This is a genomic window from Anatilimnocola aquadivae (genome assembly GCF_049819085.1).
Lineage (GTDB): Bacteria > Planctomycetota > Planctomycetia > Pirellulales > Pirellulaceae > Anatilimnocola.
In genome coordinates this window covers 7,326,752-7,351,122 of the sequence record NZ_CP187419.1, presented here as the reverse complement: position 1 = coordinate 7,351,122, position 24,371 = coordinate 7,326,752, and the positions used below count along the sequence as shown (strand labels likewise).

The window sequence follows — 24,371 nt, the reverse complement described above, 5'->3', positions numbered from 1 at the left end:
CTACATCGCCTGCTTGCGCGAGACGGCGATTCGTTTCCGGTCGAGATCGACTTCGAGCACTTTCACGCGCACCACGTCCCCCACGGCGACCACTTCGCTGGGGTTTTGAATGTACGTGTTGGCCAGCTGAGAAACGTGGATGAGCCCATCTTGATGGACGCCGATATCGACGAACGCTCCGAACTTGGTGACGTTCGTAATGACTCCTTCCAGCACCATGCCAACCTGCAGGTCCTTCAGTTCGTGCACGCCTTCGGCGAACTGCGCGACCTTGAACTCGCTGCGCGGGTCGCGGCCGGGCTTGGCTAGCTCGGCGAGAATGTCTTGCACGGTTGGCAAGCCGATCTTCTCATCGACAAAATCCGCCGCTTGCAGCCGACTGGCCAGCGTACCGTTGCCAACCAGATCTTGCGTCGAAACTCCCAGCTTCGCCGCCATTTTCTTGACGACGTAGTAGCTTTCGGGATGGACGGCTGAATTGTCGAGCGGTTGCCGGCCATCGCGAATGCGCAAGAAGCCGGCCGCCTGTTCGAAAGCCTTGCGACCTAGCTTGGGAACCTTGCACAGTTCCTCGCGCGTTTCGAACCGGCCGTTGGCATCGCGGTACTCCACGATTTTCTCGGCCAGCTTGGGCCCTATGCCAGCGACGTGAGCCAAGAGCGGCGCACTGGCCATGTTCACATCGACGCCCACCGAGTTGACGCACGACTCTACCTCGCGATCGAGACTCTTGCGCAGCAGCGTTTGGTTCACATCGTGCTGATATTGCCCAACGCCGATCGACTTGGGATCGATCTTCACCAACTCGGCGAGCGGATCTTGCAAGCGATGGGCAATGCTGATGGCACCACGTACGGTCAGGTCGAGATCGGGATACTCGCGCGCGGCGAGTTCGCTGGCGGAGTAGATCGAAGCGCCGGATTCGCTCACTTTCACTTGTGTGATTTTGAGTCCGCTCTCTTTGAGGACACCGGCCACAAAGGCTTCAGTCTCGCGCGAGGCAGTTCCATTGCCAATGGCGATCAGCCTGGCATCGTACTTGGCGATGAGGGCGAGCAGCGTTTTGCCGGCTCCGGCAACATCGCTTTTGGGAGGCGTCGGATAAATCGTGGTGTTCGCCAGAAACTTCCCCGTCCCATCGACGACCGCAAGCTTGCAGCCCGTACGAAAGCCCGGATCGACACCAATGGTCACTTGCGGACCCGCTGGTGCAGCCAAGAGCAACTCGCGCAGATTGCTGGCGAAGACCCCAATGGCTTCTTCGTCGGCTTTGGTCTTTAAGTTCTCGAACACGGCCGATTCGATCGCCGGCAGCAGCAATCGCGTGTAGCAGTCTTCGACCGTCGTTAATAACTCGCGATAGAACTCGAACTGTTGATTAAATGCCAGTTCTGGCTTGATGCTGGCCAGCACGTAGTCATCATCCAACTTCAGGCTGACCTTCAGCAGTCCTTCGGCTTCGCCACGATTCATGGCGAGCAGCCGGTGCGAGGGTACGCGTTTGACCGGCTCGCGATGATCGAAGTACATCTCGAACTTGCTGGCTTCGGCCTGTTTGCCTCGTTTGACGGTTGACACAATCTGACCACTTTCGCTGGCTTGTTCGAGCAGCCAGGAACGGAGCGGCGGATGCTGTGACCACTGTTCGGCGATGATGTCGCAAGCACCTTGCAGAGCCGCCTCTTCGTCGGCGACACCTTTCTCGGCATTCACGTACGGCTTCAACACGGCTGACTTGGGGCGATTCAGTTTCTCTTGCCGCAATAATAAATCGGCCAGCGGTTGCAGGCCGCGCTCGCGCGCTGCAGTCGCCCGCGTGCGACGTTCGGGTTTGAATGGCAAATACAACGTCTCCAGCAGTTGCCGGTCGGTACACGATTGAATCTGTTGTTGCAGCGCGGGCGTGAGCAGTCCCTGCTCGTGAATCGTTTTCAGAATCGTGGTTTTGCGCTGGGCCAGTTCGCGGGCCTTGGCGAGAGCATCTTCGATCTGGCGCAGGGCCACTTCGTCGAGTCCGCGCGTCGCCTCTTTGCGATAGCGAGCGATGAAAGGAATCGTGTTCCCCTCGTCGAGCAATCCGGCCGCCGCTTGCACTTGCACGACACTCAGGCGGAGTGTTGCGGCGATCTCGCTGAGCGTCTGATCGAGATCAAAACAATCGAAAGATTTCTGTTCCATTGCCGTTACATCGACTCTTGCTATCGACTCTTCACATCGGGCGGGACAAACGAAGTCGCTCGGTTAGCAGCTTAACCGTTTGCTGGCGAGCTACGTAAGGCGATAGGCACCCAGCAGAATTCCACTCCGCTTAGAACTCAGCTTGAGCGCGAAGGGCGACAAAGGTGGCGGCGCCGTTGCCATCGACCGGGTCGTCCAGCAGTGCGCGAATGACATTGAGTTGCACTTTGACGTAGTCGTTCAGATAGCGATTCAGGCCGAAGGTGATGGTCTGCAGCTGGCCACCTTGAATATTCTGGTCGTCCAGATCGATATACGACCAGGCAGCGACCGCTTCCCACGCACCACCTTGCAAGCTCAAGAACTGGGCATCTTCGTTGGGGATCACGCGGCGGAAGATTCCCTGCTGACGATCGTAAGGATGCGACTCGCCCGTCAGCACGTAAGCAATCTTGGCCGACGCCGCCGAGAAAGCGAGATTCGGCCCGCCGATTTGATCGACGAACGCGCCGACCATTTCACCTTGAATGTTGAACGAGCGAATTTGGATTGCCGCTTCGAGGCCGGCGAGGTTCAAGCCACTCGCGGGGATATCGCCGGTGTTGACAAAGACCGGCACCGAGTTGTCCGCCGCCTTGTTCATCGGATCGGTCACAAAGAAGCCGGGCTCGATCGAAAAATCGACCGTACCATCGCCCGGATTGGCGTAGCTATAGCTGCCGCCGACATGCACCAGGCAGCAATGTTCTTCGTTGACATAGGGGAGCATCGTCACGCGATTCGCGTAGCCCCAGCCACCACTCTCGCCCTGGCTGACGCCAAACGTGTTCGTCGGATAGCGATAGCCCGACAACGACCACTGCAGCATCTCATCGGCTGTCGTGCCATACGCGCCGACGCCCGATTGCCGAAACGGCGCGAAAGCAAACGGCAATTGCCGTTCGAGCAAGAGCAACTCACGACCGCTGGTCGAGGCATCAAAGCCAAAAGGCTGAATGAAGTAGCCAATCTGCACGTTCTGCAGCAACGGCTGTTCGTGGACGGTGAACTTCACATCGCGAAAGCTCGGATGGCCGCTGGCGGCGAAATCGAGATCGACCAGATACGAAACATCGGGCAGCACATTGCCATGCGCTCGCAACCGCAGGCGCCGAATGCCCGTGGTATCGCTGATGTCACCAACGGCCGCTCGATTCGCCGCGTCCTGACTGACCCAGCCCGAGTCGAACTGCACAAAGCCCGTGATCTTCGCCCCCGGCGGCCCGACCCGCTCGTCAAAGAACAACTGGCACCAATCGTCGCACTCGGCGGTGGAATCCGCTGGCAGGCAGTTCCCGTCAGCAGGAACGCAGTTCCCGTCAGCAGGAACGCAGTTCCCGTCAGCAGGAACATTGGCTGGTGTGGGCGCTGGCTCAGGCTCAATTCGCGAGGCGTTTGCAAGTGACTCATAGGCCTGCCGCAGTTCGCGATTCTCTTGCTCCAACCGGTCAAGCCGCTGCAAAACAAGGTTATCGGCCTCTTGTGCCCAGCTGCTAGCAGCAGCGACCAGCCCGCACCCCAGTGCAAGCAGCGCTCTCGTCAGCATTCGCCAGCACGATAACATCACCCGCGCGATTCCTTTCGCGGCTTGAAAGGTATGGATCGCTAGCGCAGCAATCCCCCGAAGAGTATCGGTTGTGTAGTCTGGGCAGGCTGAATCGAAAGTATGGGTTGCAGTGAATTTGCGGGCGAGTACTTTGCCGGTACGGCAAGAAACGAGTCGGGGCGCATCTGACGACGCGCCCCGACCATCCAATGAACTCACTAGCATTGGCAGCTACTTGCCTTGCGGGCCCATGCCCTTGATCTGCTTCTCGAGTGAATCGAGGCTCCAATCGCCCGGCTTCTGGCTGGGCGGAAACTCCTTCATGGTCAGCAGGAAATCGCTAGCGACCGCCTGCAGCGGCACCAAGATAAACGCGCGATCAATCATCCAATCGTGATAGGTGTTGGAGTTGTGCTGCGACTTTTCGAACGGATCGCGGCGGAGGTTGAAGAGCAGCGGCATCCGCAAGTGAACGAGCGGTTCACGCCAAACTTGCAGTTGCTCGGCACGGTTTTCCAGGTAGGTGGCCTTCCAGTCACCAACGCGAATGGACATCACGGCGCCGTCATCACCTACGTAGATGAACGACTTCCGGGGCGAGTCCTTCGCCTTGCCGCCGAGGTAGTCGAGCAGGTTGTGGCCGTCGATGTGGTTCTTGTAGGTGCGGCCATTGAGGGCCACGCCACCCTTGAGCAGTTTCTCCTTGATGTCTGGAGCGCCGGCGGCAGCGGCGAAGGTCGGCAGCCAATCTTCGTGCGAGACGATGCCATTGAGCGTCGTGCCGGCCGGGAACTTGTTCGGCCATTTGATGAAGCACGGAACGCGGAAGGCACCTTCCCAGTTCGAGTTCTTTTCGCTGCGGAAGGGAGTCGTACCGGCATCGGGCCAGGTGTTGTAGTGCGGGCCGTTGTCGGTCGAGTATTGCACGATGGTGTTGTCGGCCACACCCAGGTCGTCGATCAGCTTGAGCAGTTCGCCGACGTGCATGTCGTGCTCGACCATGCCATCGCCGTATTCATCCTGACCGGAAATTCCAATGTGCTCTGGTTTGACGTGTGTGCGGAAGTGCATCCGCGTGCCATTCCACCAACAAAAGAAGGGAGTGCCGGCTTTGACCTGGCGGGTGATGAAATCCTTCGCGGCAGCCATCGATTCATCGTCGATAGTTTCCATCCGCTTCTTTGTCAGCGGTCCCAGGTTTTCGATCGTTTGGGTGCCATTCGGACCAGCCTTGCACTTCAGCACGCCACGGGGGCCAAATTGCTCCAGGAAGGTTTTGCCGTTGGGCAATTTCATGTCCCGGGGATAGTCCCGGTTTTCGGGCTCTTCTTCGGCATTGAGATGGTACAAGCTGCCGACGAATTCATCGAAGCCGTGCATCGTCGGCAGGTGTTCGTCCCGGTCCCCTTGGTGATTCTTGCCGAACTGACCGGTCGAGTAGCCTTGGCTCTTCAGTACGGTGGCCATGGTCACGTCGGTCTTTTGCCAGCCTTCTTTCGCGCCGGGCATACCAACTTTGGTCATGCCGGAACGGACAGGCACGCTGCCGCTAATAAAGGCGGCGCGACCGGCCGTGCAGCTTTGCTGGGCGTAGTAATCGGTGAAGGCAACGCCTTCGCGGGCAATCCGATCGATATTGGGAGTCTTATAACCCATCATGCCGCGGTTATTGTGGCTGATGTTCCAGGTGCCGATATCATCGCCCCAGATGCAGAGGATGTTCGGCTTCTTTTGTTGCGCGGACGCATGGTTGCTGAGCATGGTCAGCAGGCCGGTGGCGAGTAACGCCGCCAGCAACAGGTTGGAAAATCGTCGATTCATGAGTGTCGCCCCAGGTGTGAAGAGAATTGACTGCCAACGATCAACTATCCCGCTGCGTGCAGCAGGAAACCGTGAATGCTTGATGAATTGCCAACGAAACTCTAGCTTGCTTCTGCCGTTCTCGCTGTGACGAAACAGTAGCTATCTCTGGCTCAGGGGAGAGTAGCTATCTCTGGCTCAGGGGAGAGTTGGAAGTTGCTACTGGCAAGACAATTGCCCAAACCCGGCAGCAAGTGCAGAGAACAGGCCGGAGAACTCCGATAGAAGAGATCAATGCGCCCTGACGGTAATTTACAAAAAACGCAAAGTCAAATACCTCAAATGCAATTGAGCCATGCATTCGATACATGCCACCAGTGCAGTGATCGGACAATCGCAGTGTCGTTTCTGATTGTTAAAAAATACCGAATTATGTCATTGACAACAGCTCATCACTGTGAGCTAATGTCGCGACGTTCCGTCACTATTTGGTGGTTGAGACGCCGTGGTGCTCGTGAGCTACGGGGCACCAATGGTTCTTGGACTCATCCAAGAACTAGCCTGGTTATTAGACAAAAAGAGTAAGTTGCAAAAGTTGTCATCGAGTCGCAAGTGTTACAGGTGGATCAACTTCCGACATAATCCAAAAGTGAGTGCCTGTCCAAAAACCCCCGGGGTTTTTGGACATTTCGGGGCTGGTAGAACCTGATAAAGAAGACGAGATCGACAACGATAAAGGGAAGCCTGCCCCGATGATTGAAAGTCGTCTGCTGGAACATGCGATCGCCGTGGCTGAACACGGCAGTTTTGCGCTCGCGGCGCAGTCGCTGGGGCTCAGCCAGCCGGCGCTCTCACGCAGCATTCAGTCGCTCGAATCACAACTGGAGATTCAATTGTTTGATCGGGGGCATCGCCGTGTCGAACCGACCGATGCTGGCCAGATCTTTTTGCAGCATGCCCGCGAGATCGTCGCGCGGAATGGTGTCATGCTCAAAGAAATGGGGCAGGTGCAAGAGAATCAGAGCACTTCCTTCACGGTCGCCGCTGGGCCGTATCCGGCAGAAGCCATCGTCGGGAAAGCGTTCGCGAACTTGATCGCGTTGCATCCCGGAATTCAGCTGCGCCTGAATGTGGCGAACTGGGTGGATGCTGTGAAGATGGTGCGCTCGCGCGAGGCCGATTTGTGTGTCGCAGAAATCAGCCAGATCGGTGACGACCCCGAACTGCACGTGGAACCCTTGCCGCCGTTGAAAGGTTACTTTGTGGTGCGAGCGGGACATCCGCTGCTGCAATTGGCCGCTCCCACGGCGGAACAAATCTTCAGCTATCCCATCGTCAGCACGTCGCGCGTGCCGCCCCGAGTGTTGTCGCCGCTGCAGCAACAACGGGCGACGGTTCCAGGAAGCAAAGCGATTCCGTTCCCGGCCATTCTGTGCGAGCAGGTCTCGGTGATGCAGCAGATCATTGCCCACTCCGAAGCCATCGGCATGTTTGTGCTGCCGACCATCGAAGACCGCTTAGAAAATGGCACGCTGGTCTTGCTCGCCTACGATACGAATTGGCTGGGAACCGAGTTTGGCATTATCCGCGCGCGGAACCGACCTCTATCTGCGGTGGGCACCAGCCTGGCCCAGTGCTTGCACGAATTGGCCGAGAGGATGACGCGCCGCGATCTCGAATTGACCCTCAAACACGTAGCCTGGCAACAGGCAGGTAGCGATTAATCCGGCTGGGCAAACCTTACTTGGCTGTTGCCAAAGTTCAGTTACTTTTTCCGCTTCTCGCCCGTGGAGGCTACAGATTCCTAGCCGATAAATCTGGGTGGGTGGGCAACGACTGCCAGCCCCGGAGTCTTTCGCATGCATGGATCGCTGCACACGTACCTTTTTGCTCTCTTGTCGCTAGGAATCTGCGCGCCGCTGGCTGCGCAGCAACTGCCCTACTCGGAGCCGATTCGACTGGAAGCCGAAGGCGAAATGCCCGAGGAGCCCGAAGAGGAAGAGGAAGAAGACGAGATCGAAACCGACCGCGATTCGTTCACCCCGGCCGTGACGACCACTCCCTGGGGCAGGCTGATTGTCGAGTCGGCCTATTCGTTTATCGATAACGACAATGTCGCCGAGACGCACAGCTTTCCCGAACTGCTGCTGCGGTATGGTGTGAACGATTGGCTCGAGTTCCGTCTGGGCTGGAACTATGAAATTGGCGGCGCGAGCAGTCCCATCTCCGGCAACGTGCCGGGAGATTTTGAAGAAGAAGCGGGCATCGAGGAAGAGAGCCGGCTGATCTATGGCTTCAAGGCGTTACTCACCACGCAAGATGGTTGGAAGCCCAGCAGCGTCGTCATCGTGCAAGGCTTCACGCCGACCAGCGGGGAAGCGACTCACACCGAGATGTCGGCCACTTACGTCGTGGGCTATGTACTGGAGAATCGCTGGGCGTGGGATTCTGCCATTCGCTATTCGACGGCCGGACAGGAAGACGACAAGTTCGGTGTGTGGTCGCCTTCGACCGTGCTGAAGATTCCGCTCGGCGAGCGCTGGAAAGCTCACGCCGAGTACTTTGGCGTCTTCTCCAGCGGCCGTGACACCGAAACCGTGCAGCACTACTTCAGCCCTGGCGCGCACTACCTGATCAACCAAGACTTCGAAATCGGCGCTCGCGTGGGCTGGGGACTGAACGACCAGGCAGCGAACTTCTTTGCGAACGTGGGCTTTGGGTATCGGTATTAGTTGCTGCCAAGCGGTTCGTGCGGGTCGGTACGAAGCAAAATCTACTTGACAATGAATCGATGACTGAAGAAAATGTCTTAGACAAATCACTATCAGTTGTTGATTTAGTGCTCGGCGGTCTTGGTGTCGCCCTGAGGATGAGCGTTAGCTGCGCTTTGATGTAAGCGTATTCCCAACAGGTAAGGGAAAGCGAACGGCGCGCGTATCCGCAGGTCGAGCTTGTGATGGTTGACGCGTCGTTGGCTGGTTCCCGGTGAGCTAGGCAAAAGCCAATGAACCCCCGCCGCAGGGGCGGGGGCGAGTGCCGAAAAGGGCGAGCTGAAGATGGTTATCAAATGGTTATCACGAAGTCGCCCAAATAGCTGCCGATTGGCGACGGAAGTGAATTGCTGAAAGAGAGTTGCGACAAAAAGTTATCAGTGAAAAAAGGTCCCAAAAAGTTATCAAAAGTGGTTATCAAAGGGACCCCAGACACCTCAATATGCCAGCGGGAGAGTGGCAGGCAGTGATGAATCGGCTTGGTCACGCTTGCGGCAGATCACCAGCACAATCGCGTGGGTCAACGAAAAAAGCCTGGTCACCATCAAGGTAGTGACCAGGCTTTTTGGAGTGGGCTGTATTGGACTCGAACCAACGACCTCTACGATGTCAACGTAGCGCTCTAACCAACTGAGCTAACAGCCCGAAAGATCGATTTTAAGTTAGTCCCCCCAGGCAAAATGTGCAACGGGGGGCGTGGCAAAAGTGTCAGCGAGCCGACGGAAAAGCGACGACAGGAAAGGGTGAAGGAGCCGATCGTGCGGATTAAACCTCTTCGAGGGCTCGCAGCAGGCGATCGACTTCGGCGATGGTGTTGTAATGGACCAGACCAACGCGGAGCATACCGGTCGGTTCGTGGCCGAGCGTTTCGCTCAGTTGCAAGGCGTAGTAGTTGCCATGCCAGGTGAAAATGCCTTGCCGGCCGAGCCGTTCGGCCAGTTCAGCGGAGGAGTAGCGATCGTGGGTGAGCGAAACCGTCGCGACGCGTTGATCGGTCTGGGCCGAGCCAGTGAGCCCCCAGACTTTGATTTCGCCGATCTGCGAAAGACCGTACAGCAGTCGTTCGAGGAGCCAGCGTTCGTATTGCTCGATGGCGTGGTAGGCCTCGCGCAGGGCAGCGCGGCGGTCGAGCGAATCGCTGCCGGCCACCATGTGGCCAAGATCGGCCAGGTAGTCAACACAGGCGAGTACACCAGCGAGAGACTCGTGGCTTTGCGTGCCGGTCATCCACTTGCCAGGCAGTGTGTTGGGCGCCGGACGAACTTTGTAGGCCGGCAGTTTCTCGAGCAATTCGCGTTTGCCCCAGACGATGCCCGTGTGAGGACCGAAAAATTTGTAGGCAGAACAGGCGAGAAAGTCGCAGCCGAGCGCCTGAACGTCGATGAGCCGATGCGGCGCGTAATGAACCGCATCGAGAAAGACGAGGGCACCGGCTTGATGAGCCCACGAGGCGATATCCCGAACCGGGTTCACGCCGCCGGTGGCGTTGCTCGCACAGCCGACCGCAACGAGCTTAGTGCGGGTATTGATGGTGTCGCGAAACTCATCGAGATCGAGCGTGCAGTCGGTCCGCTTGAAGTTGATGTAGCGGATTGTCGCATCGGCATCTTGTGCTGCGAGAACCCAGGGAGTGACGTTCGCATCATGATCAAGACGCGTGACGATGATTTCGTCGCCAGCTTTCCAGGTCTTGGCCAGTGCTCGCGAGAGGGCGAACGTAAGGGACGTCATGTTCTGGCCGAAGTAGATCGTCTCGGGATCGTCGGCTCCGAGAAAGTCGGCAGCGGCCCGGTGAACTTCGTCGAGCAGGCGGTCGCTATCGCGAGCAGTGGCAAACAGGCCGCCATGATTGGCGTTATTGTGAGCCAGGTAGTTGCCAATGGCATCGATCACGCGCTGGGGAACTTGCGTGCCGGCGGGACCATCGAGAAAGACCGCGGGCTGGTCGCCCACACGGCGCGAAAGGGCGGGGAACTGTCGCCGGCAATGTTCGAGAACTTCGGGAGTGAATTTCATGGTAGGGGCTCGACGTCAGCCGTGAGGTTATGGAGGAGAGCCCATTCTAGCGTTTGGATGACGAGCACGCTTCTCTCTTCTGCCCGGCAGCGTGTCCTCGCTCTATCGCGACTTCCCCAGCACCACTCCCTCGAAGGCGAGGAGCTTCTGCTTCACTTCAATTCCATTTGGGCACGAGAAGCCGCCGAGATTGCCGCCGGAAGCAACGACGCGATGACAAGGGATGATGAGCGGAAAGCGGTTGGTTCGCATCACACTTCCCACCGCGCGAGCCGCGCCAGGCGAACCGACGGCTGCGGCCAACTCGCCGTAACTGCACACGTGGCCGCGGGGAATTTTGCGGCAGGCTTCCTGCACCTTCTTTTGAAACGCCGTCTGCGAGGCATAGTGCAACGGCACGTCGGACAAGTCGACGTTCTTCCCTTGCGAATAGCGCTGCAGGCGCGTGATCAGTTTCTTGATCCAAGCGGGTGCTTCGTCGGCGTCGATGGGTTCCGCACTACCACGCCGGGCTGCTTCGGCGGGAGATGTATTGCCAAACGAAACAAGCGTGACTTCGCTTTGCTGCCAGCCGAGAAGAATCCAGCCAAACTCGCTGGAGAAGACAACCGATTGCTCGGGAGGCGAAATCGCTGGCTGTTTGGAGGCCGGCTTTTTCTTTGGCGATTTCGCGGGGCGAGACTTAAGCAGCGTCATGGGAACCTCGGACTGAAGGAGTTGTCTTCAGTTTAGCGAGGTTGCATGGCGGAGGAAGGTCGTGCTCCCAGTTCGCTAATAGGCGTTCTTGCGTTTCAGCACGACGAGCACCGTTTGGAGCAATATCTTGATATCGAGCCCGAGAGACCATTCGCGAATGTACTCGTGGTCGCACTCGACACGCTTTTGCATCTTTTCGAGCGTGTCGGTTTCGCCGCGCCAGCCACGCACTTGGGCGAGGCCGGTGATGCCGGGCTTGATCTTGTGCCGCAGCATGTAGCCTTCGATCATCTGGCGATATTGCTCGTTGTGAGCCGTGGCATGAGGCCGCGGACCAACGAGACTCATGCTGCCACCTACGACGTTGAAGAGTTGTGGCAGTTCGTCGAGCGAGCTCTTGCGCAGAAAGCCGCCGATGGGCGTGAGTCGCGGATCGTCCTTGGTAGCTTGCGTTACTTTCGCACCGTTCTCGCAGACTCGCATAGAGCGGAACTTCCATACCTGAATCTCGTTGCCATCGAGGCCGTAGCGGCGTTGGCGGAAGAAGATCGGCCCGCGCGAGGTGAGTTTGATGGCAATCGCCGTGACCAGCATCGGGATCGCTGCGGCCAGCAGGATGAGCGAGCCAGCGACGAAGTCGAAGATGCGTTTGACGATGCCATCGACACCGTAGAACGGATTCTCAAACACGCTCACCGCAGGCAAACCGCCGATATCGGTCCAGCGCGAGTGCAGCATCTGGAAGACGAAGAAGTCGGGAACGATGTACACCGAGGCCGTCGTGTCGCTCAGTTTGCTCAACACGCCACGGATGCGATCTTCGGCCCGCATCGGGAAGGTGATGTAAATCGTTTCAATGAAGCCAGCCTTGGCGTCGCCGATTAGGTCTTCGATGCGACCGATCTGCCGCTTGAGGCCGGCGGGAAGTTCTGGATTGCGATCGGCCGGCCGGTCGTCGTAGTAACCAACGAGCTTCAAGCCGAGTTCAGGTTGTGCTTCGAGGTTGCGAGCCAGTTGAAAGCCGAGTTCGGTTACGCCGACGATGGCCACGGGCCGATGATTCATGCCGCGCAGCCAGAAGGCGCGCTTCATGGTTCGCAGCAGCGAGTGGGCGACGATCATCAGCGCGGCGGTTGAGCCGGCCCAAACCAACAACAGCAAACGGGCCTGGCCATGCCAATCGGCCGACGAAACACCGAGCGTTGTTAAGCTGATCGTGGCCAGCAGCGCCAGCGACAGGGCCCAGGTGAAGAGTGTGCAGAAGACTTCGCGCTCGCTCGAAACACCTCGCCAGCTGCGATAGAGGCCAGTGAACTCAGCGATGAGCAAATGGCCGACGATGGCGATGCTGCCCGCCACGACGTCGTGCTCGGGCAGGCGACCAAACAGGCGCGAGGCAAAGATCAAGCCAGCGATGATGGCGGCCGCGTCGACCAATCGAAACAGCGACCCCATGATCGGAATCTGTTGGCGGATTCGCCTTGCAGGTAAACCCATGACAAGCCACTCGCGAGCAAAATAGGGGGCAAACGGGCGAACACCTCGCCCGGCAACTATAGATCACTGGGGAATGACGCAATGATGCCACCGCGGGAAGTCTGTAGCATCCGCGCGCAATCGTAACGATTGTGCCGCTTGCAGCATCCCAAGCTCTCTTTGCAAAAACAGGTGATTGGTCCTTCCGCGAGGCGTAGAATAGTCAGGCCGGTACGTGCACGACGGTGCAACGATCCTCGCCCTCATCCAGCGGAGTGGAACTGCGAACATGCTCTCTCGAGACCTGCGATCGCTGTTGCTCATTGCCTGTTTGAGCGTTTCTTTGTTCTGCGGATGTTTTCGTAGTACTCCGCCGGCTCCTCCGCCGAAGATCGCGCCGCCAGTCGTCGTGGCACCACAACCCGCTCCCGCGATAGAGCCCGCGAAACTGCCGGTCGAAGAACCGGAAACGAAGACGCCAGCGGAAGTGCCCGCGGTAGTCGAAGCTCCCGTCGTTAAGCCCGTCCCCACAGAACGTCTGTTGTTGCTGGCGCCGAATGGTCCGCTGGTAATCGACTTCGAGTTGTGGGTTGATGGCCAGCCTCAGGCGGAGGAGTTCGAGAAGCTGCTGCATGAAGTGCAAAAGTTGGCCGATACCGATGGTGACGGCACTGCGACTTGGAAAGAAGTGACGACCAGTCCCAAGTTCAAGTTTGGGCAGTTTGGCAATTTGCCCATCGATCGCGAGAACGCACCGAAGCAGATCATCAAGCAGTACGACCTGAATGGCGACGGCAAAGTCGACTTGAGCGAGCTTCCGCGGTTTCTTACTCGCAATGCCGGTGGCGCGCGAGCGTTTTCCGTACGCAGCATTGAGAAGTTTCATTTGCGAAATCGCCGTGGCAGTCCTACGTGGGAGATTCTCGATGCCGACGATGACGGTCAACTCTCTAGCACCGAAATGGAAGCTGCTGCGACGCGACTAAGATTGAACGACGGCGATGATGATGAGTCGCTGGTAGTAGGCGAACTGCGCAAGAGCGTTGACGTGGAAGAGATGCGAGCGAATCGCAATCTTGGCGCGCGAGGAGACTTTGCTCGCATGCTTGGCGAACATGCGAATTGGGACTCCGTCCGGGCAGCGCTCGAAGAGCAGTACGGCCGAACCTTGGATGCGGAAGACTTTCTTCAGCGGCAAGAAGTGTTTGCCCATCTGGATGCCGACAAAGACGGCAAACTCAGCAAAAAGGAGTTCCCCGCGCTCAACACCTTTCCCGCTCATCTGCGGATGCGCATCGATTTCGGTGCGGCGAAGAAGACGGAAGAGGGTGAGGCTCCAACCATACCTCCGGTGACGATTCAATTGGTGGAATCTAGCCTTACGAAGCAGCCTATCGATGTTGCTGCGATCTCGCCCGAAGTGATCACCATGCCCGGCCGGCTGATTCTGCGCTGGCCGGGTGTGTCGCTCAAGTTTGTTCGTAATGACACGATTGCCGCCATCGATTTCGACACCCAGGCCCAGCAAGGGCTGACCATGTACGACGCCGATGCCAACGGCTATCTCGAAGCCAGCGAAATCAACGAGCAGGTACAAGCCCAGTTCGGCCGTTTCGAAGCCATCGATGCCGATGCCGATGGCAAAGCGCAGCTGGCCGAGATTGCTGCGTTTTTCCGCCAGCGGCAAGGTGCTCAGCGCGTACAGGTACACGCGCGAGCGCAGGATCAGGAAGACTCGCTGTTTCTGGCCCTCGATGCCAATGCCGATGAGCGGCTCGATCCTCGCGAACTCGAAGGAGCCGCGAAGAGGCTGAAATCACTCGACGCGAATGCTGACCGCTTCATCACGGTCGATGAACTTCCCACCGAGATCGCACTGGCCTTTGCCCGCGGCAGTATTGAGAACGCCGAGCAATTGTTCGCGGTTGGTCCGGCCGAAGTGCGTGCGCCGGTGGGCAACTTGCCGCCGTGGTTTGCAGCGATGGATACCAGCCGCGACGGCGTTATCAGCAGCAAAGAGTTTTTGGGCTCGGCCCAGAAGTTCGCCGCGCTCGATAAGAATCAAAACGGCTTCTTTGAACCTGACGAAATTCCAGCGTCCGCCTCTCCAACGCCGGAAGTTGCTCCACCTACTCCCTCGCCCGCAACTGAGACGGAGACAGCGGAGAGGAACGAATCGTGAAACAGTCTGCCTACTCTTTCGCCCGCAGTGTTGTTGCTGCGGCTGCTTGCTTGCTGCTGACTTCGTCGCCAGCGTTGGCACAGCTACGCGCGAGACTCGTGGAACCAATCGGTGTCATTGCCGGCGCCAACGAAACACCCAAGCTGCCGCAGTGGAACCCGGCTGCCGTGATTGCCGAGCGAAATGTCCCGGCCAATGCGGCCGGCGCTGTCGAGTTGCTGCGACGCTTTTCGAGTAGCAGTCCTGCGGACCGCGATCGCTGGCTGGGCGAACTCGATGCCGATGATTACGCCACTCGCGAAACCGCCACGCAACGACTGATTCAACTGCCCGCCCTTCCGCGCGAAGCCTGGACCAAGCTGAGTGCCACCGCCAATCCCGAGCGGCGCTGGCGGCTGCGACAAGTGCTCGATCGCCATGAGTCCGAATCGACACAAGTCTATCGAGCAGCGCTGCAACTGATCGCCCGCGAGCCAACTGCCTTGCAAGACGAAGATTGGCTCACCGCGGCAGTTGTCATGGAACGGGCCGATCTGCGCGACGAATATTCGAATCTGCTACAGCGTCATGTCACGACTATTCAACTGCCCAAGTTTCGCGATGCGGTCAAGAGCGACCGGCTCTCGTCGCGACTCGCGGCAGCCGTCGTTCTGAGCCGCAGTGTCGAAGCCGCTGATCGCGCACTCACCGCGCAACTGCTTACTGATCCCGATGACCAGGTTTCGCTCCTCACTGCTCAAGGTGTCGCCTCGCATGGCGATCATCGTGCGCTTGCCACGCTGGTCCGTTTGCTCGATTCGCCACAGATTGATGTCCGCCGTGAAGCAGCTTCCTGGTTGTGTGGCCTGACAGGACAGGAGTTCGACTACTCTCCTTATGCCATCGCCGCAGAACGACAAGCAACGATGACTCGCTGGCGCGATTGGCTCGCGGTAACTGGATCGCAGGTGGTGCTGCAGCCGCCACAACGACTGGCGGTGCAAGCGCGGGGCAATCTGAATGGCCATACGCTCATTGCGACGGGTGGCATGGGAAAGATCTGCGAGCTGGATGCCGCCGGGAATGTTCTGTGGCAGCTGAACATGCAAGCCTGGAGCGCCGAGAAGTTGCCCGGTGGAAACGTGCTCGTGGCGTCTCACTGGGAGAGCCGCGTGTGCGAGTTCGATAGCCACGGCAATGTGGTCTGGCAACTGACGGGCGTGAATGCGATTCGGGCGAAGCCCTTGCCGGGCGGACGCGTGTTGGTGGCCGATTTTGGCGGCAATCGAGTTGTCGAAGCCGACTTCAGCGGCAACATTGTCTGGGAGCACGAAACGCCCGATCAATGCTTTGATGCCGAGCGACTGCACAACGGCAACACCATCTTCGCCTGCCCAAACCTGATTCGTGAAGTAGCCCCGAACGGCACCAGTGTGCGGCAGTGGTCGGTCGAAGGTCGCATCAACAGCTTGCAGGTGCTGCCTTCCGGCAAGCTGCTCTTGGCCAACTATGGCCAAGGGCGCGTGATCGAAATCGACGAGCAGAGCCGGGTGACCTGGGAACACAAGATCGCCCGCCCCAGCGATGCGTTTCGCCTGCCCGGTGGTCGCACGCTCATCACTACTGCCGAGCAGATTGTCGAGATCGACCTGCAAGGTCGCGAGATTCGGCAAGTCTCTGCTGCCGTGAATGGCGGCGCGCGGCAGTGAAGCGAGTGACGACCACTTCTCGCCCCCGCCCCTGCGGCGGGGGTTTAACGGCTTTTGCGCTAAAGGCCGACCCGCGATTTCAATCTCGGAGGCGGTGAAGTCACAAGCATGCTGCGACTCGACCGCATTTAGCGATTGTTTCGAGCGGTTGCAAAAAGCGGAATAGCCGCGATACCCGCCGCCGATACAAGCCAAGTACGGACGCGGATGATCCAGCCAGGATGGCTTCGCTTGGCCCCTTGGAAAGTCATGCTCATGTGGCGCGCGTTCTTTCTGGCACTGGGTATCTATGCCTGCATCTTCGGCGCGGAATGCCTCGTCGTCGATTCGTATGTTCTCGCAGGTGAGCGAACCGCTGGTCCTCCCGGACAAACGTCGATGTTTCAAAGCAGCACGCCGATGGCCAGCCGCGATTGGAAGCCGGCCGAGTGGGCTCCCTGGAGCTTGCTCTCGACCGGCGCGGTCGTGATTCTGTACTCCCTGACGCTGAATCGGCCGGGCTAGTCAAAAGTCAAATCTGCTCGACGCGTGATTCTTTGTCAAACGGCAATCCGCGAATCTTAAGGGGCAGTTTGTCTCGGTAGTTAGGAACAACAGCGGCATTCCAGGACTGGGCGGGTGCACTATAGTAAAGGGCTCGACTCGTTCGTACACGATGACGAGGTTCCGCTTCCTTTTGCTGCTTTGCTCGCCCATGCTTCCCGCCGATCCGCCCTTGCCGCTGCTTATTACTGGTCTCGCGGGAGTGGCTGGCTATAACGCCTTTCAGTTCCTGCGGGCCAAGTACGGCGAGCAGGTGCTGGCCATTCGCCGCACCGATTATTGGCCGCTGAGCGGGCCCGGCATCATTCCCTGCGACATGGACGACCGCGATGCGATGCGCCGGTTGTTCGACAAGTATCAGTTCGCCGCGGTGCTGCACTGCGAAGGAACCTGCAAGCTCAAGTCTTGCGAACTCGACCCGGTCATGGCCCGCCGGATCAATGTGCAAAGCATGGAAGTGCTGCTCGAGACGATCGCAGGCTCGTCTGTGCGGCTCTTGCATCTTTCGATCGACCTGGTCTTCTCGGGGACGCGCGGCGGCAATCATCGCGAGGACGACGAAGTCGATCCCGTGACCATTTATGGCAAGACCATGGTCGAAGCCGAACAACTCATCGCCCGCGAAAGACCCAGCGCGACATTGCTCCGCATTTCGCTGCCGATGGGAGTCAGTTTTAATGGTCACGCGGGAGCCATCGACTGGATTCAATCGCGGTTTAAGAAGCAGAAGCCGGCCACGCTCTATTTCGATGAACGGCGCACACCGACCTACACCGATTGCCTCAGCCCGCTGTTGCTCGACGTGCTTCGCCGGCCGGAACTAACCGGGCTCTATCACGCCGGTGGACCTCGATCGCTCAGCTTGTACGAAATCGCCCAGGTGGTGAATCGCGTCGGCGGATATCGCCCCGACGACCTGATGGGCTGTCTGCGGATCGAAGCGGGTCCACTCCCACCGCGAGCCGGCGATGTGAGCATGAATAGCAGCAAACTCGTGAGCCTGCTCGGCTATCAGCCTTTCGATGGCTGGCCCTATCACAGCGAGTTCGTCCCCACACACCCCGATTGGCACCGCGATCGCCCCGGCGAACCAGGCTCACCGGAACTGCTCGCCGAGGTGCTGTATCGAAATCCCGGCAGAAAGTTCTGAGTTTCGAGTTTTGAGTTCTGGGACAAGAACAGTGAGGCCTTGTCCCCTCTTGTCTCAAAACTCAGAACCCAGAACTCGAAACTTGCCTTCTTGCCATCCTGCGGCCAGTGCCGCGACAATAGGAACTCACTAAAGACGTCGTCCACCCCGGAGCCTCCATGGAAGCCTCATCGCACGAATTCCTCAAGCAGCTGCTCAACACGCCCAGCCCCAGTGGTTACGAACGGCCCATTCAAGACGTGGTGCGCAAGTACGTGGCTTCGTTTGCCGACGACGTAAAAACTGACCTGCACGGCAATGTTATCGCTTGCAAGAATCCGGGCGCCAGTGTGCGCGTGATGTTTGCCGGTCACTGCGATCAAATCGGCATGCTGGTCACGCACTTTCACGACAACGGTTTCCTCTATGCTCAAACGATCGGCGGCTGGGATGCACAGCAACTGATCGGCTCGCGAATGGTCGTTTGGACCGACAACGGACCAATCCCTGGTGTCATCTCGCGCAAGCCCATTCACTTGCTCACCGACGAAGAACGCAAACAGATCACCAAGCTGGAAGACCTGTGGATCGATATTGGCACCAAGAGCAAAGCCGAGTCGCAAGAACTCGTCCGCATCGGCGACCCGATCACGCTGCAACTGGGCATGCAGGAGATGCGCAACAACCTGGCTAACTCGCCAGCCATGGACAACAAGACCGGTTTGTGGACCGTGATTGAAGCACTCCGCCGCGCCTCAAGCCAATCGCTGAAGGTGGGCGTGTATGCGGTCTCGACCGTAGCAGAAGAGATCGGCCTGCGTGGAGCGCAAACGAGTGCCTTCGGCGTTGATCCACACATCGGCATCGCCGTCGACGTGACGCACGCCACCGATTGCCCCACGATCGACAAGCGGCAGCAAGGCGATATCTCCCTCGGCAATGGCCCCGTCATTTTCCGCGGCCCGAACATGAATCCGCATGTCACCGAGCGCCTCATCCAAACGGCCAAAGACAAGCTGATTACCTACCAACTTTCTGCTAGCGGCCGGGCCGTTCCCAACGACGCCAACGCGCTGCAGTTGAACCGCGCGGGGTGCGCGACGGGCCTCGTCAGCATTCCCAATCGGTACATGCACTCGGCCGTCGAAATGGTCTCGTTCGAAGATCTTGACCGCACCGCCGATCTGCTCGCCGCGTTCGTTGTCGGCCTGACCGGCGACGAAGACTTTACGCCGTAGGCCGAGTACTCATCTCGCTCCGTCGAGATGACAGCACACAACGTCGGCAAATCGAACAGCATCATCTTGCGGAGCAAGATGACTACGGTGCAGCAATATGATTGCGTGGGGCAGCACCACGAAAATCTCCCCCGCTGACATTGACGCCCTTGGATGATCCTTCTAGTATCCCCAGCCGCTAAGCAGGCGGGGTGTTAGTGCTCCGCCAGATGGGGCGGAATGCGCCGCAAAATCGGAGCATTACGCGCCATGCGTGCTGGTTTGGCTGGACTTTAACGGTCAGCCGGACCGAAGAATTTATTCGGACGATAGCGGCTGCCTGCCTCTCATGGATGATGAACAGGCCGCTGAAGCCAACCATTAAATACAACCCGGGTTCACGTTGCGGACCGGGCCGCTGACGGGCTGAGAAAGGATTCTCCTCCCATGCGTAGGACGCGTTACGGTCTGAAGTTAGTTACTTGCCTCGTCGTTGGCTCGGCACTCATGACCACGGGCTGCAAGACGGCCGGCTGGGGCAATGCCAGCAGCTATGTTTGGAACCCCATGAAGTCGTGGGGCTGGGGCAAGAGCGAAGCACCTGCTGCTTCGTCGCTCGCCTCGAGCTCGACCAGCAAACCCAGCACCCAAATCCCGACGCCTGGCCCAACCAGCAGCGTCGCGGCCAAGACTCCCGGGGCTGCTCCGGCCAATAACAATTGGCCCAATAGTGGTGCCTCGGCTTATCAGACGGCTGCTGTTCCTCCGGTCAGCACCGGCGGCTACGGTGGCACGACGGCTCCAGGCAGCAGCTTTGCCAACGCCTATCCGGCCACGCCGAATGCCAACGGCTACCCAACTCAACCGGCTGCCGCTTATGGCAACCAAGGCCAACCAGGCCAGGTTGCTCCGACCGGCGGTTATGCCGCCGCTCCTTACGGTGCGCCTGCTGGCAGCACTGCGGCTCAACCGGCCGCCTATGGCCAGGCCTATACCGCCGCCGCTCCTGCTGCTCCGAGCTATCAGGCTCAGAACTATCAAGCGAGCCCTTACCAAAACCCAACCTCGGCCGGCTACCAACAAGCCCCGACGTACGGCACCGGTGCAGCTTTCAACACTCCTGCTCCGGCGAACACGGCTCCACCTGCCGGCGATGCCAGTCAGCCCGCCAATAACTGGGGTGGCTATCAAGCACCTGCTCAACCTTCGACCGGCTACAACACCCAAGGCTATATGCAGGGTGGCTACAACACGCAGAGCAGCAACCAGGCTCCCCAACAGCCTGCCTGGCAAATGCCCGACTCGTCAGCTGCACCTGCCAACAACGGCTACGTAGCTGCTCCGGCCAGCCCTTATGCCGCCGCACCCGCTGCCCCGGTCGCCTATGAAACGGCTGCCGCTCCAGCGCCCAACAGCATGGAAGTTTCCGGCACTACCACCGGCAGCCCTGCTGGTGGCGCACTCCCTGCCTCGCTATCGACTGCTGGCGGTTATCGCCCAGGCAGCACCGGACGCGTGACTGACAGCAACGTGCAAAACGCCGGCTATCAGCAACCGAGCACCGGCTACAACACCGGCGGCACCATGTACCGCTAAGCTTGCCGCATCGCGGTCGGCACTTCAGCTGAACTGATCTCAGACACCTCAAATCGCCAGTTGCCATTCACTTGGTAACTGGCGATTTTTCGTTGGCGTGCGTTTGTCCAAAAACCCCAGGGGTTATTGGACACGCTGCGGCCTTCGATTTTCACTGGAACTGTTGTTGGCTCAGGCACTTGCGCCGCAACAGCCAACTTTCACCTACACTCCTTTTGTCCAACAACCGGCTGGTTTCTTGGACGGGCCGTTCGTTTTGAATGCCTTGCGTGGCGTCAAGCTCGCCCTAGCAAGCAGGGCGCAGCCTGACCGCGCATCGCGGCCCGCAACGTATCATCAGATTGAAAAAGAGCTGCCCAACATTGTTTCAGTGTCGCGATTCATTGTCAAGCGTGTGTTTAGTAGTTTGCGAACAGTTTTTCCCTGGCACTACCTCGCCCAGGGTCACATCGGGCCGATGTGGCCCACCGTAGCCGGACTAGCTATACGATGGTTGCGGTTGCTGCTGCTGCATGTAGGCCGGATTGATCGGAATCTGGCCCGACATCATCAGGTAGGCCGTGGCCCAGAGCATCGAGATCAGCGGAACGGCGAACAAAAGGCCAATACCGCAAGCCAGACAGCCCAGTAGTGCGATGCCGATTCCCAATAGCCAAAGCACGAAGGTGGTCAATCGATTTCCCTCGGCAATGCTGTATGCAAGACTAAACGAATCCAGCACCGTGGTCTTTCGATCAACCAATAGGTAGTAGAACGGCCAAAATGCCAGCAGCAAGAAGATCAACGTTACGACGAGTAACGCGAATCCGACGATGCACGCCAGCGTTGCCAGAATCACACCGCCGAGCACTGGAAAGAAGCGATCGCCACCACTAAACAGATCGCTGAACTCAGCAGGCTGATACCGAGCCAACTTGAGACAGACCGTCGTTTGGCCAATGCCGAGAAATATCTGCACGCAATAGCCGATGATCGTGAAGATGACGATGCTCGTGATGATGAGTTCGTCGGGAGCCTTGTTAACTTGTAGCGCAAACTGGACGCCTTGGCTAATCCAGTTGACGATATTAGAGAGCAATCCGGCGACAAAGAATGTACCCACCAGGATCCCTAGGTTGTTTTGCCAGACCGTCATGGCGTGATTCATGATAGCGCCAATCTCCACCACCTGATGTCCCACTCCTTGCGAGTTCAGCGGCTTGGGCGCTTCGGTAAAGGAAGCGGGCGAGGCATAGGGATTGGCCGAAATGTTCGGGCCTTTGGGATCACCCGCGAACGGATTGCTGCCGCCACCACCACCGAATGGGTTGTTGGGCGGCGCGCCTCCACCTCCAAACGGATTCGTCGGTGGCGGTGTACTACCAAAGGGATTATTGGAAGGGGCCTGACCGAACGAGCCCGTGGATTGCGGCGTTGAAAACGCATCGCGACTCGGCGGTGCGCCAAACGGTCTGTCGGGCGAAATACTCGGAGTGGGCTTGGACTCCGGAGGAAACGCCGGCGGTGGCGCAGCTGCGGCCGTGCCAGGCACTGCGACGATCGACGCACACTTGGGGCACTTGGCATTCTTGCCGGCCGCAGCATCGGGAACGCGCAACTGCTGGTCGCAATTGGGACAACGAAATTCGATCGGCATGCGGATATTTCCTGCGCAAGTGGTTGATTCAAAGGTGTTCGTTGGCCAGGGCTCCAAATTGCCTGGCGACAAAACTAGGGCTGGGCTGCCAGCCGCTCGTCGATCTTTTGCAAATGGTGTCTCAAGTGTACGACATAGTCCTCAATCAGAGCCTCGAGTGTCATCGGCTCATACGTGCCAATCACACAGCTCACCGGCAGGGCAGCGGGGCGCACCTGACGAATGACATGAGCCAAATGCTCGTTGTAGGCCTGCCACAGGTCAAGTAGTTTTTGCCACGAAACTTCGTTGTACGCTTGCGCGGTTATCCACTCGTTTTGCTCGTACTTGGGAAAAACCAACTCGGGCACAAACTGGGCGCGAATGAACCGCTGATGATTGTTGGTCGCCGAGTCGATCAGGTGCCCCATCACTTCCTTGATCGTCCACCGCTGCGGCGCGGGCCGCTGCGACGCGGTTGCTTCATCGACTTGCCGCAAGCGAGTCGCACTGTCGCGAACCGCCGCTTCTAATTCGTGGGCCACAGCCGCCAACATTTCACGCTCCAGTTAGTACGTGGCAGTTTCTCGCCCACAATCGTACTACCCCCACGGCCCGGTTGCTATTTCACTTTGGCTGGGAAGGAGCGGCCTGATAGCTGAAATGGCGAGGTCTCCGGCAGTGTCGCCCCCGATTGACCCTGCAGATAGCGGGCGATACGATCAAAAACGAAAACCCGGGCGAAAGTCGGGTTTTCTTTGGCCCAGGGCTTGTGATAAGATTCACAAAGTCTGCTGCCGATTACGCAACCGCTTGGAAATTCTGGGGTTATGGAACTCAAGTTACTCCCCATTTTGTTGTTCGCCATCTGTGCCGCCGGCCTAGCGCTGGTGATGCTCTTCGCCGGTTCTCTCTTCGGACCGAAGCGAAACTCGGCCGTGAAGCGGATGCCGTACGAGAGCGGTATGGATCCGATTCACGACGCCCACCGCAAGTTCGACGTGCGGTTTCACTTGGTGGCAATCGCCTTTTTGATCTTCGATGTGGAACTCCTCTTCCTCTATCCCTGGGCGGTCGCCAGCCGCAGCGAGCACGGAATTGATGCCGCCATTGCCACCGCGGCCAACTTTGGCGCGGTGTTGTCGCGGCCGATTATTTTTGCCGAAGTGATGGTCTTTATTGCTCTGCTGGCTGTCGGCCTCGCTTATGCCTGGCGGAAAGGGGTCTTTCAATGGCGCTAGAACAAGCGACCCGAGACCTGCCTGAAAATGTCGTCGTCACCAAACTGGACGAACTGGCCAGTTGGTGCCGCAAGAACAGCCTGTGGCCGATGCCTTTTGCCACCGCCTGTTGCGGTATCGAACTGATGGCGACCGGTGCCAGCAAGCACGACCTGGCTCGCTTTGGCGCCGAAGTGTTCCGCTTCAGCCCGCGCCAATGCGACTTGATGATCGTTGCCGGCCGCGTCGCCATGAAGATGTTGCCTGTGCTGCAGCGCATCTGGCAGCAGATGCACGAGCCCAAGTGGTGTATCTCGATGGGTGCTTGTGCCTCGACGGGCGGCGTATTCGATACCTATGCCGTGGTGCAGGGCATCGACCGCTTCATTCCCGTCGATATGTACATTCCTGGCTGCCCGCCCCGGCCCGAACAGTTGATTCAGGCCATTATCGACCTGCAAGACAAGATTCAGACCGAAGGGACGATCAGCGGAGCCGAGTTCGAGACGGCCGCTCGTCAGGAGCGAAAGCGAGCATTGCAAGAGTTGCCCATGTACGGGCAGTCGCACTACTTTCATCCAGAATCGGCCGTCACCCAGCGTGGCAGTTCGATCGGTTCTCACTAGCACCTGTCCTTGGATACGAAGTCCCTTCGCTGA

General features: G+C 58.5%; 18 protein-coding genes and 1 tRNA gene. 10 read left to right on the top strand and 9 right to left on the bottom strand.

All coding sequences use genetic code 11. The features are described from left to right. The 3 genes from NA78x_RS29105 to NA78x_RS29095 all read right to left on the bottom strand — a co-directional run bounded on the left by NA78x_RS29105 (window position 1) and on the right by NA78x_RS29095 (window position 5,524). Window positions 1-2,178, bottom strand: coding sequence for a Tex family protein (locus NA78x_RS29105; RefSeq protein WP_425615887.1), 2,178 nt, complete (start codon window positions 2,176-2,178; stop codon window positions 1-3). Between the two features lie 130 nt (window positions 2,179-2,308). Further along, window positions 2,309-3,781: a porin gene (locus NA78x_RS29100; protein WP_425619486.1), complete on the bottom strand. Its 1,473-nt coding sequence runs from the start codon at window positions 3,779-3,781 to the stop codon at window positions 2,309-2,311. 213 nt (window positions 3,782-3,994) lie between these two features. Continuing rightward, the gene (locus NA78x_RS29095) at window positions 3,995-5,524 is read right to left on the bottom strand and encodes an arylsulfatase (protein ID WP_425619485.1); all 1,530 of its coding nucleotides are present in this window, start codon (window positions 5,522-5,524) and stop codon (window positions 3,995-3,997) included. 791 nt (window positions 5,525-6,315) lie between these two features. On the opposite strand from NA78x_RS29095, the gene NA78x_RS29090 reads away from it, so the two are divergent. Beyond that, window positions 6,316-7,287, top strand: coding sequence for a LysR family transcriptional regulator (locus tag NA78x_RS29090; protein WP_425615886.1), 972 nt, complete (start codon window positions 6,316-6,318; stop codon window positions 7,285-7,287). A gap of 135 nt (window positions 7,288-7,422) precedes the next feature. Next, a complete protein-coding gene (locus NA78x_RS29085) occupies window positions 7,423-8,295 on the top strand; it encodes a transporter (RefSeq protein WP_425615885.1) in 873 nt (290 codons plus the stop codon). Window positions 8,296-8,905: 610 nt separating this feature from the next. Here the strand turns inward: NA78x_RS29085 and NA78x_RS29080 are convergent. From NA78x_RS29080 to NA78x_RS29065, 4 genes are all read right to left on the bottom strand, one after another. Beyond that, window positions 8,906-8,979, bottom strand: a tRNA-Val gene (locus NA78x_RS29080). A 120-nt stretch (window positions 8,980-9,099) separates the two neighbouring features. Continuing rightward, entirely contained in the window at window positions 9,100-10,350 is a 1,251-nt protein-coding gene (locus tag NA78x_RS29075; protein WP_425615884.1) for a cysteine desulfurase-like protein, read from the bottom strand. A gap of 102 nt (window positions 10,351-10,452) precedes the next feature. Then, entirely contained in the window at window positions 10,453-11,046 is a 594-nt protein-coding gene (locus NA78x_RS29070) for a methylated-DNA--[protein]-cysteine S-methyltransferase (protein ID WP_425615883.1), read from the bottom strand. A 75-nt stretch (window positions 11,047-11,121) separates the two neighbouring features. Further along, a complete protein-coding gene (locus NA78x_RS29065; RefSeq protein WP_425615882.1) occupies window positions 11,122-12,501 on the bottom strand; it encodes an undecaprenyl-phosphate glucose phosphotransferase in 1,380 nt (459 codons plus the stop codon). A 310-nt stretch (window positions 12,502-12,811) separates the two neighbouring features. Here NA78x_RS29065 and NA78x_RS29060 point away from each other — a divergent pair, with 310 nt between their 5' ends. The 6 genes from NA78x_RS29060 (at window position 12,812) to NA78x_RS29035 (ending at window position 20,877) form a co-directional block, all read left to right on the top strand. Continuing rightward, the gene (locus tag NA78x_RS29060) at window positions 12,812-14,704 is read left to right on the top strand and encodes a hypothetical protein (protein WP_425615881.1); all 1,893 of its coding nucleotides are present in this window, start codon (window positions 12,812-12,814) and stop codon (window positions 14,702-14,704) included. Further along, the gene (locus NA78x_RS29055) at window positions 14,701-16,392 is read left to right on the top strand and encodes a hypothetical protein (protein WP_425615880.1); all 1,692 of its coding nucleotides are present in this window, start codon (window positions 14,701-14,703) and stop codon (window positions 16,390-16,392) included. Before NA78x_RS29060 ends, NA78x_RS29055 begins: the two co-directional genes overlap by 4 nt. 231 nt (window positions 16,393-16,623) lie before the next feature. Beyond that, window positions 16,624-16,896 (top strand): hypothetical protein, encoded by a 273-nt coding sequence (locus NA78x_RS29050; protein ID WP_425615879.1) that lies wholly within the window; start codon window positions 16,624-16,626, stop codon window positions 16,894-16,896. A 151-nt stretch (window positions 16,897-17,047) separates the two neighbouring features. Further along, window positions 17,048-18,085 carry an SDR family oxidoreductase gene (locus NA78x_RS29045; protein ID WP_425615878.1) on the top strand — a complete coding sequence of 346 codons (1,038 nt, stop codon included), beginning with the start codon at window positions 17,048-17,050 and terminating at the stop codon, window positions 18,083-18,085. 158 nt (window positions 18,086-18,243) lie between these two features. Next, window positions 18,244-19,302 (top strand): M42 family metallopeptidase, encoded by a 1,059-nt coding sequence (locus NA78x_RS29040; RefSeq protein WP_425615877.1) that lies wholly within the window; start codon window positions 18,244-18,246, stop codon window positions 19,300-19,302. Window positions 19,303-19,728: 426 nt separating this feature from the next. Further along, window positions 19,729-20,877 (top strand): hypothetical protein, encoded by a 1,149-nt coding sequence (locus NA78x_RS29035; protein WP_425615876.1) that lies wholly within the window; start codon window positions 19,729-19,731, stop codon window positions 20,875-20,877. Window positions 20,878-21,355: 478 nt separating this feature from the next. Here NA78x_RS29035 and NA78x_RS29030 read toward each other — a convergent pair whose 3' ends face one another. Next, a complete protein-coding gene (locus NA78x_RS29030; RefSeq protein ID WP_425615875.1) occupies window positions 21,356-22,513 on the bottom strand; it encodes a hypothetical protein in 1,158 nt (385 codons plus the stop codon). Between the two features lie 74 nt (window positions 22,514-22,587). Next, the gene (locus tag NA78x_RS29025) at window positions 22,588-23,049 is read right to left on the bottom strand and encodes a DinB family protein (RefSeq protein ID WP_425615874.1); all 462 of its coding nucleotides are present in this window, start codon (window positions 23,047-23,049) and stop codon (window positions 22,588-22,590) included. A 273-nt stretch (window positions 23,050-23,322) separates the two neighbouring features. Here NA78x_RS29025 and NA78x_RS29020 point away from each other — a divergent pair, with 273 nt between their 5' ends. Together NA78x_RS29020 and NA78x_RS29015 are read left to right on the top strand one after the other, a co-directional pair. Continuing rightward, entirely contained in the window at window positions 23,323-23,733 is a 411-nt protein-coding gene (locus tag NA78x_RS29020; RefSeq protein ID WP_425615873.1) for an NADH-quinone oxidoreductase subunit A, read from the top strand. Beyond that, complete coding sequence (locus NA78x_RS29015) at window positions 23,724-24,338, top strand: NADH-quinone oxidoreductase subunit B (protein WP_425615872.1); 615 nt, start codon at window positions 23,724-23,726, stop codon at window positions 24,336-24,338. The genes NA78x_RS29020 and NA78x_RS29015 overlap by 10 nt, the downstream gene beginning before the upstream one ends. Window positions 24,339-24,371: the final 33 nt, after the last annotated feature.

Excerpts from the sequence above, each read along its gene's own strand:
- NA78x_RS29105 (WP_425615887.1), bottom strand. The coding sequence starts at position 2,178 with ATGGAACAGAAATCTTTCGATTGTTTTGATCTCGATCAGACGCTCAGC.
- NA78x_RS29100 (WP_425619486.1), bottom strand. The coding sequence starts at position 3,781 with ATGTTATCGTGCTGGCGAATGCTGACGAGAGCGCTGCTTGCACTGGGG.
- NA78x_RS29095 (WP_425619485.1), bottom strand. The coding sequence starts at position 5,524 with ATGCTCAGCAACCATGCGTCCGCGCAACAAAAGAAGCCGAACATCCTC.
- NA78x_RS29090 (WP_425615886.1), top strand. The coding sequence starts at position 6,316 with ATGATTGAAAGTCGTCTGCTGGAACATGCGATCGCCGTGGCTGAACAC.
- NA78x_RS29085 (WP_425615885.1), top strand. The coding sequence starts at position 7,423 with ATGCATGGATCGCTGCACACGTACCTTTTTGCTCTCTTGTCGCTAGGA.
- NA78x_RS29075 (WP_425615884.1), bottom strand. The coding sequence starts at position 10,350 with ATGAAATTCACTCCCGAAGTTCTCGAACATTGCCGGCGACAGTTCCCC.
- NA78x_RS29070 (WP_425615883.1), bottom strand. The coding sequence starts at position 11,046 with ATGACGCTGCTTAAGTCTCGCCCCGCGAAATCGCCAAAGAAAAAGCCG.
- NA78x_RS29065 (WP_425615882.1), bottom strand. The coding sequence starts at position 12,501 with ATGGGGTCGCTGTTTCGATTGGTCGACGCGGCCGCCATCATCGCTGGC.
- NA78x_RS29060 (WP_425615881.1), top strand. The coding sequence starts at position 12,812 with ATGCTCTCTCGAGACCTGCGATCGCTGTTGCTCATTGCCTGTTTGAGC.
- NA78x_RS29045 (WP_425615878.1), top strand. The coding sequence starts at position 17,048 with ATGACGAGGTTCCGCTTCCTTTTGCTGCTTTGCTCGCCCATGCTTCCC.
- NA78x_RS29040 (WP_425615877.1), top strand. The coding sequence starts at position 18,244 with ATGGAAGCCTCATCGCACGAATTCCTCAAGCAGCTGCTCAACACGCCC.
- NA78x_RS29035 (WP_425615876.1), top strand. The coding sequence starts at position 19,729 with ATGCGTAGGACGCGTTACGGTCTGAAGTTAGTTACTTGCCTCGTCGTT.
- NA78x_RS29030 (WP_425615875.1), bottom strand. The coding sequence starts at position 22,513 with ATGCCGATCGAATTTCGTTGTCCCAATTGCGACCAGCAGTTGCGCGTT.
- NA78x_RS29025 (WP_425615874.1), bottom strand. The coding sequence starts at position 23,049 with ATGTTGGCGGCTGTGGCCCACGAATTAGAAGCGGCGGTTCGCGACAGT.
- NA78x_RS29020 (WP_425615873.1), top strand. The coding sequence starts at position 23,323 with ATGGAACTCAAGTTACTCCCCATTTTGTTGTTCGCCATCTGTGCCGCC.
- NA78x_RS29015 (WP_425615872.1), top strand. The coding sequence starts at position 23,724 with ATGGCGCTAGAACAAGCGACCCGAGACCTGCCTGAAAATGTCGTCGTC.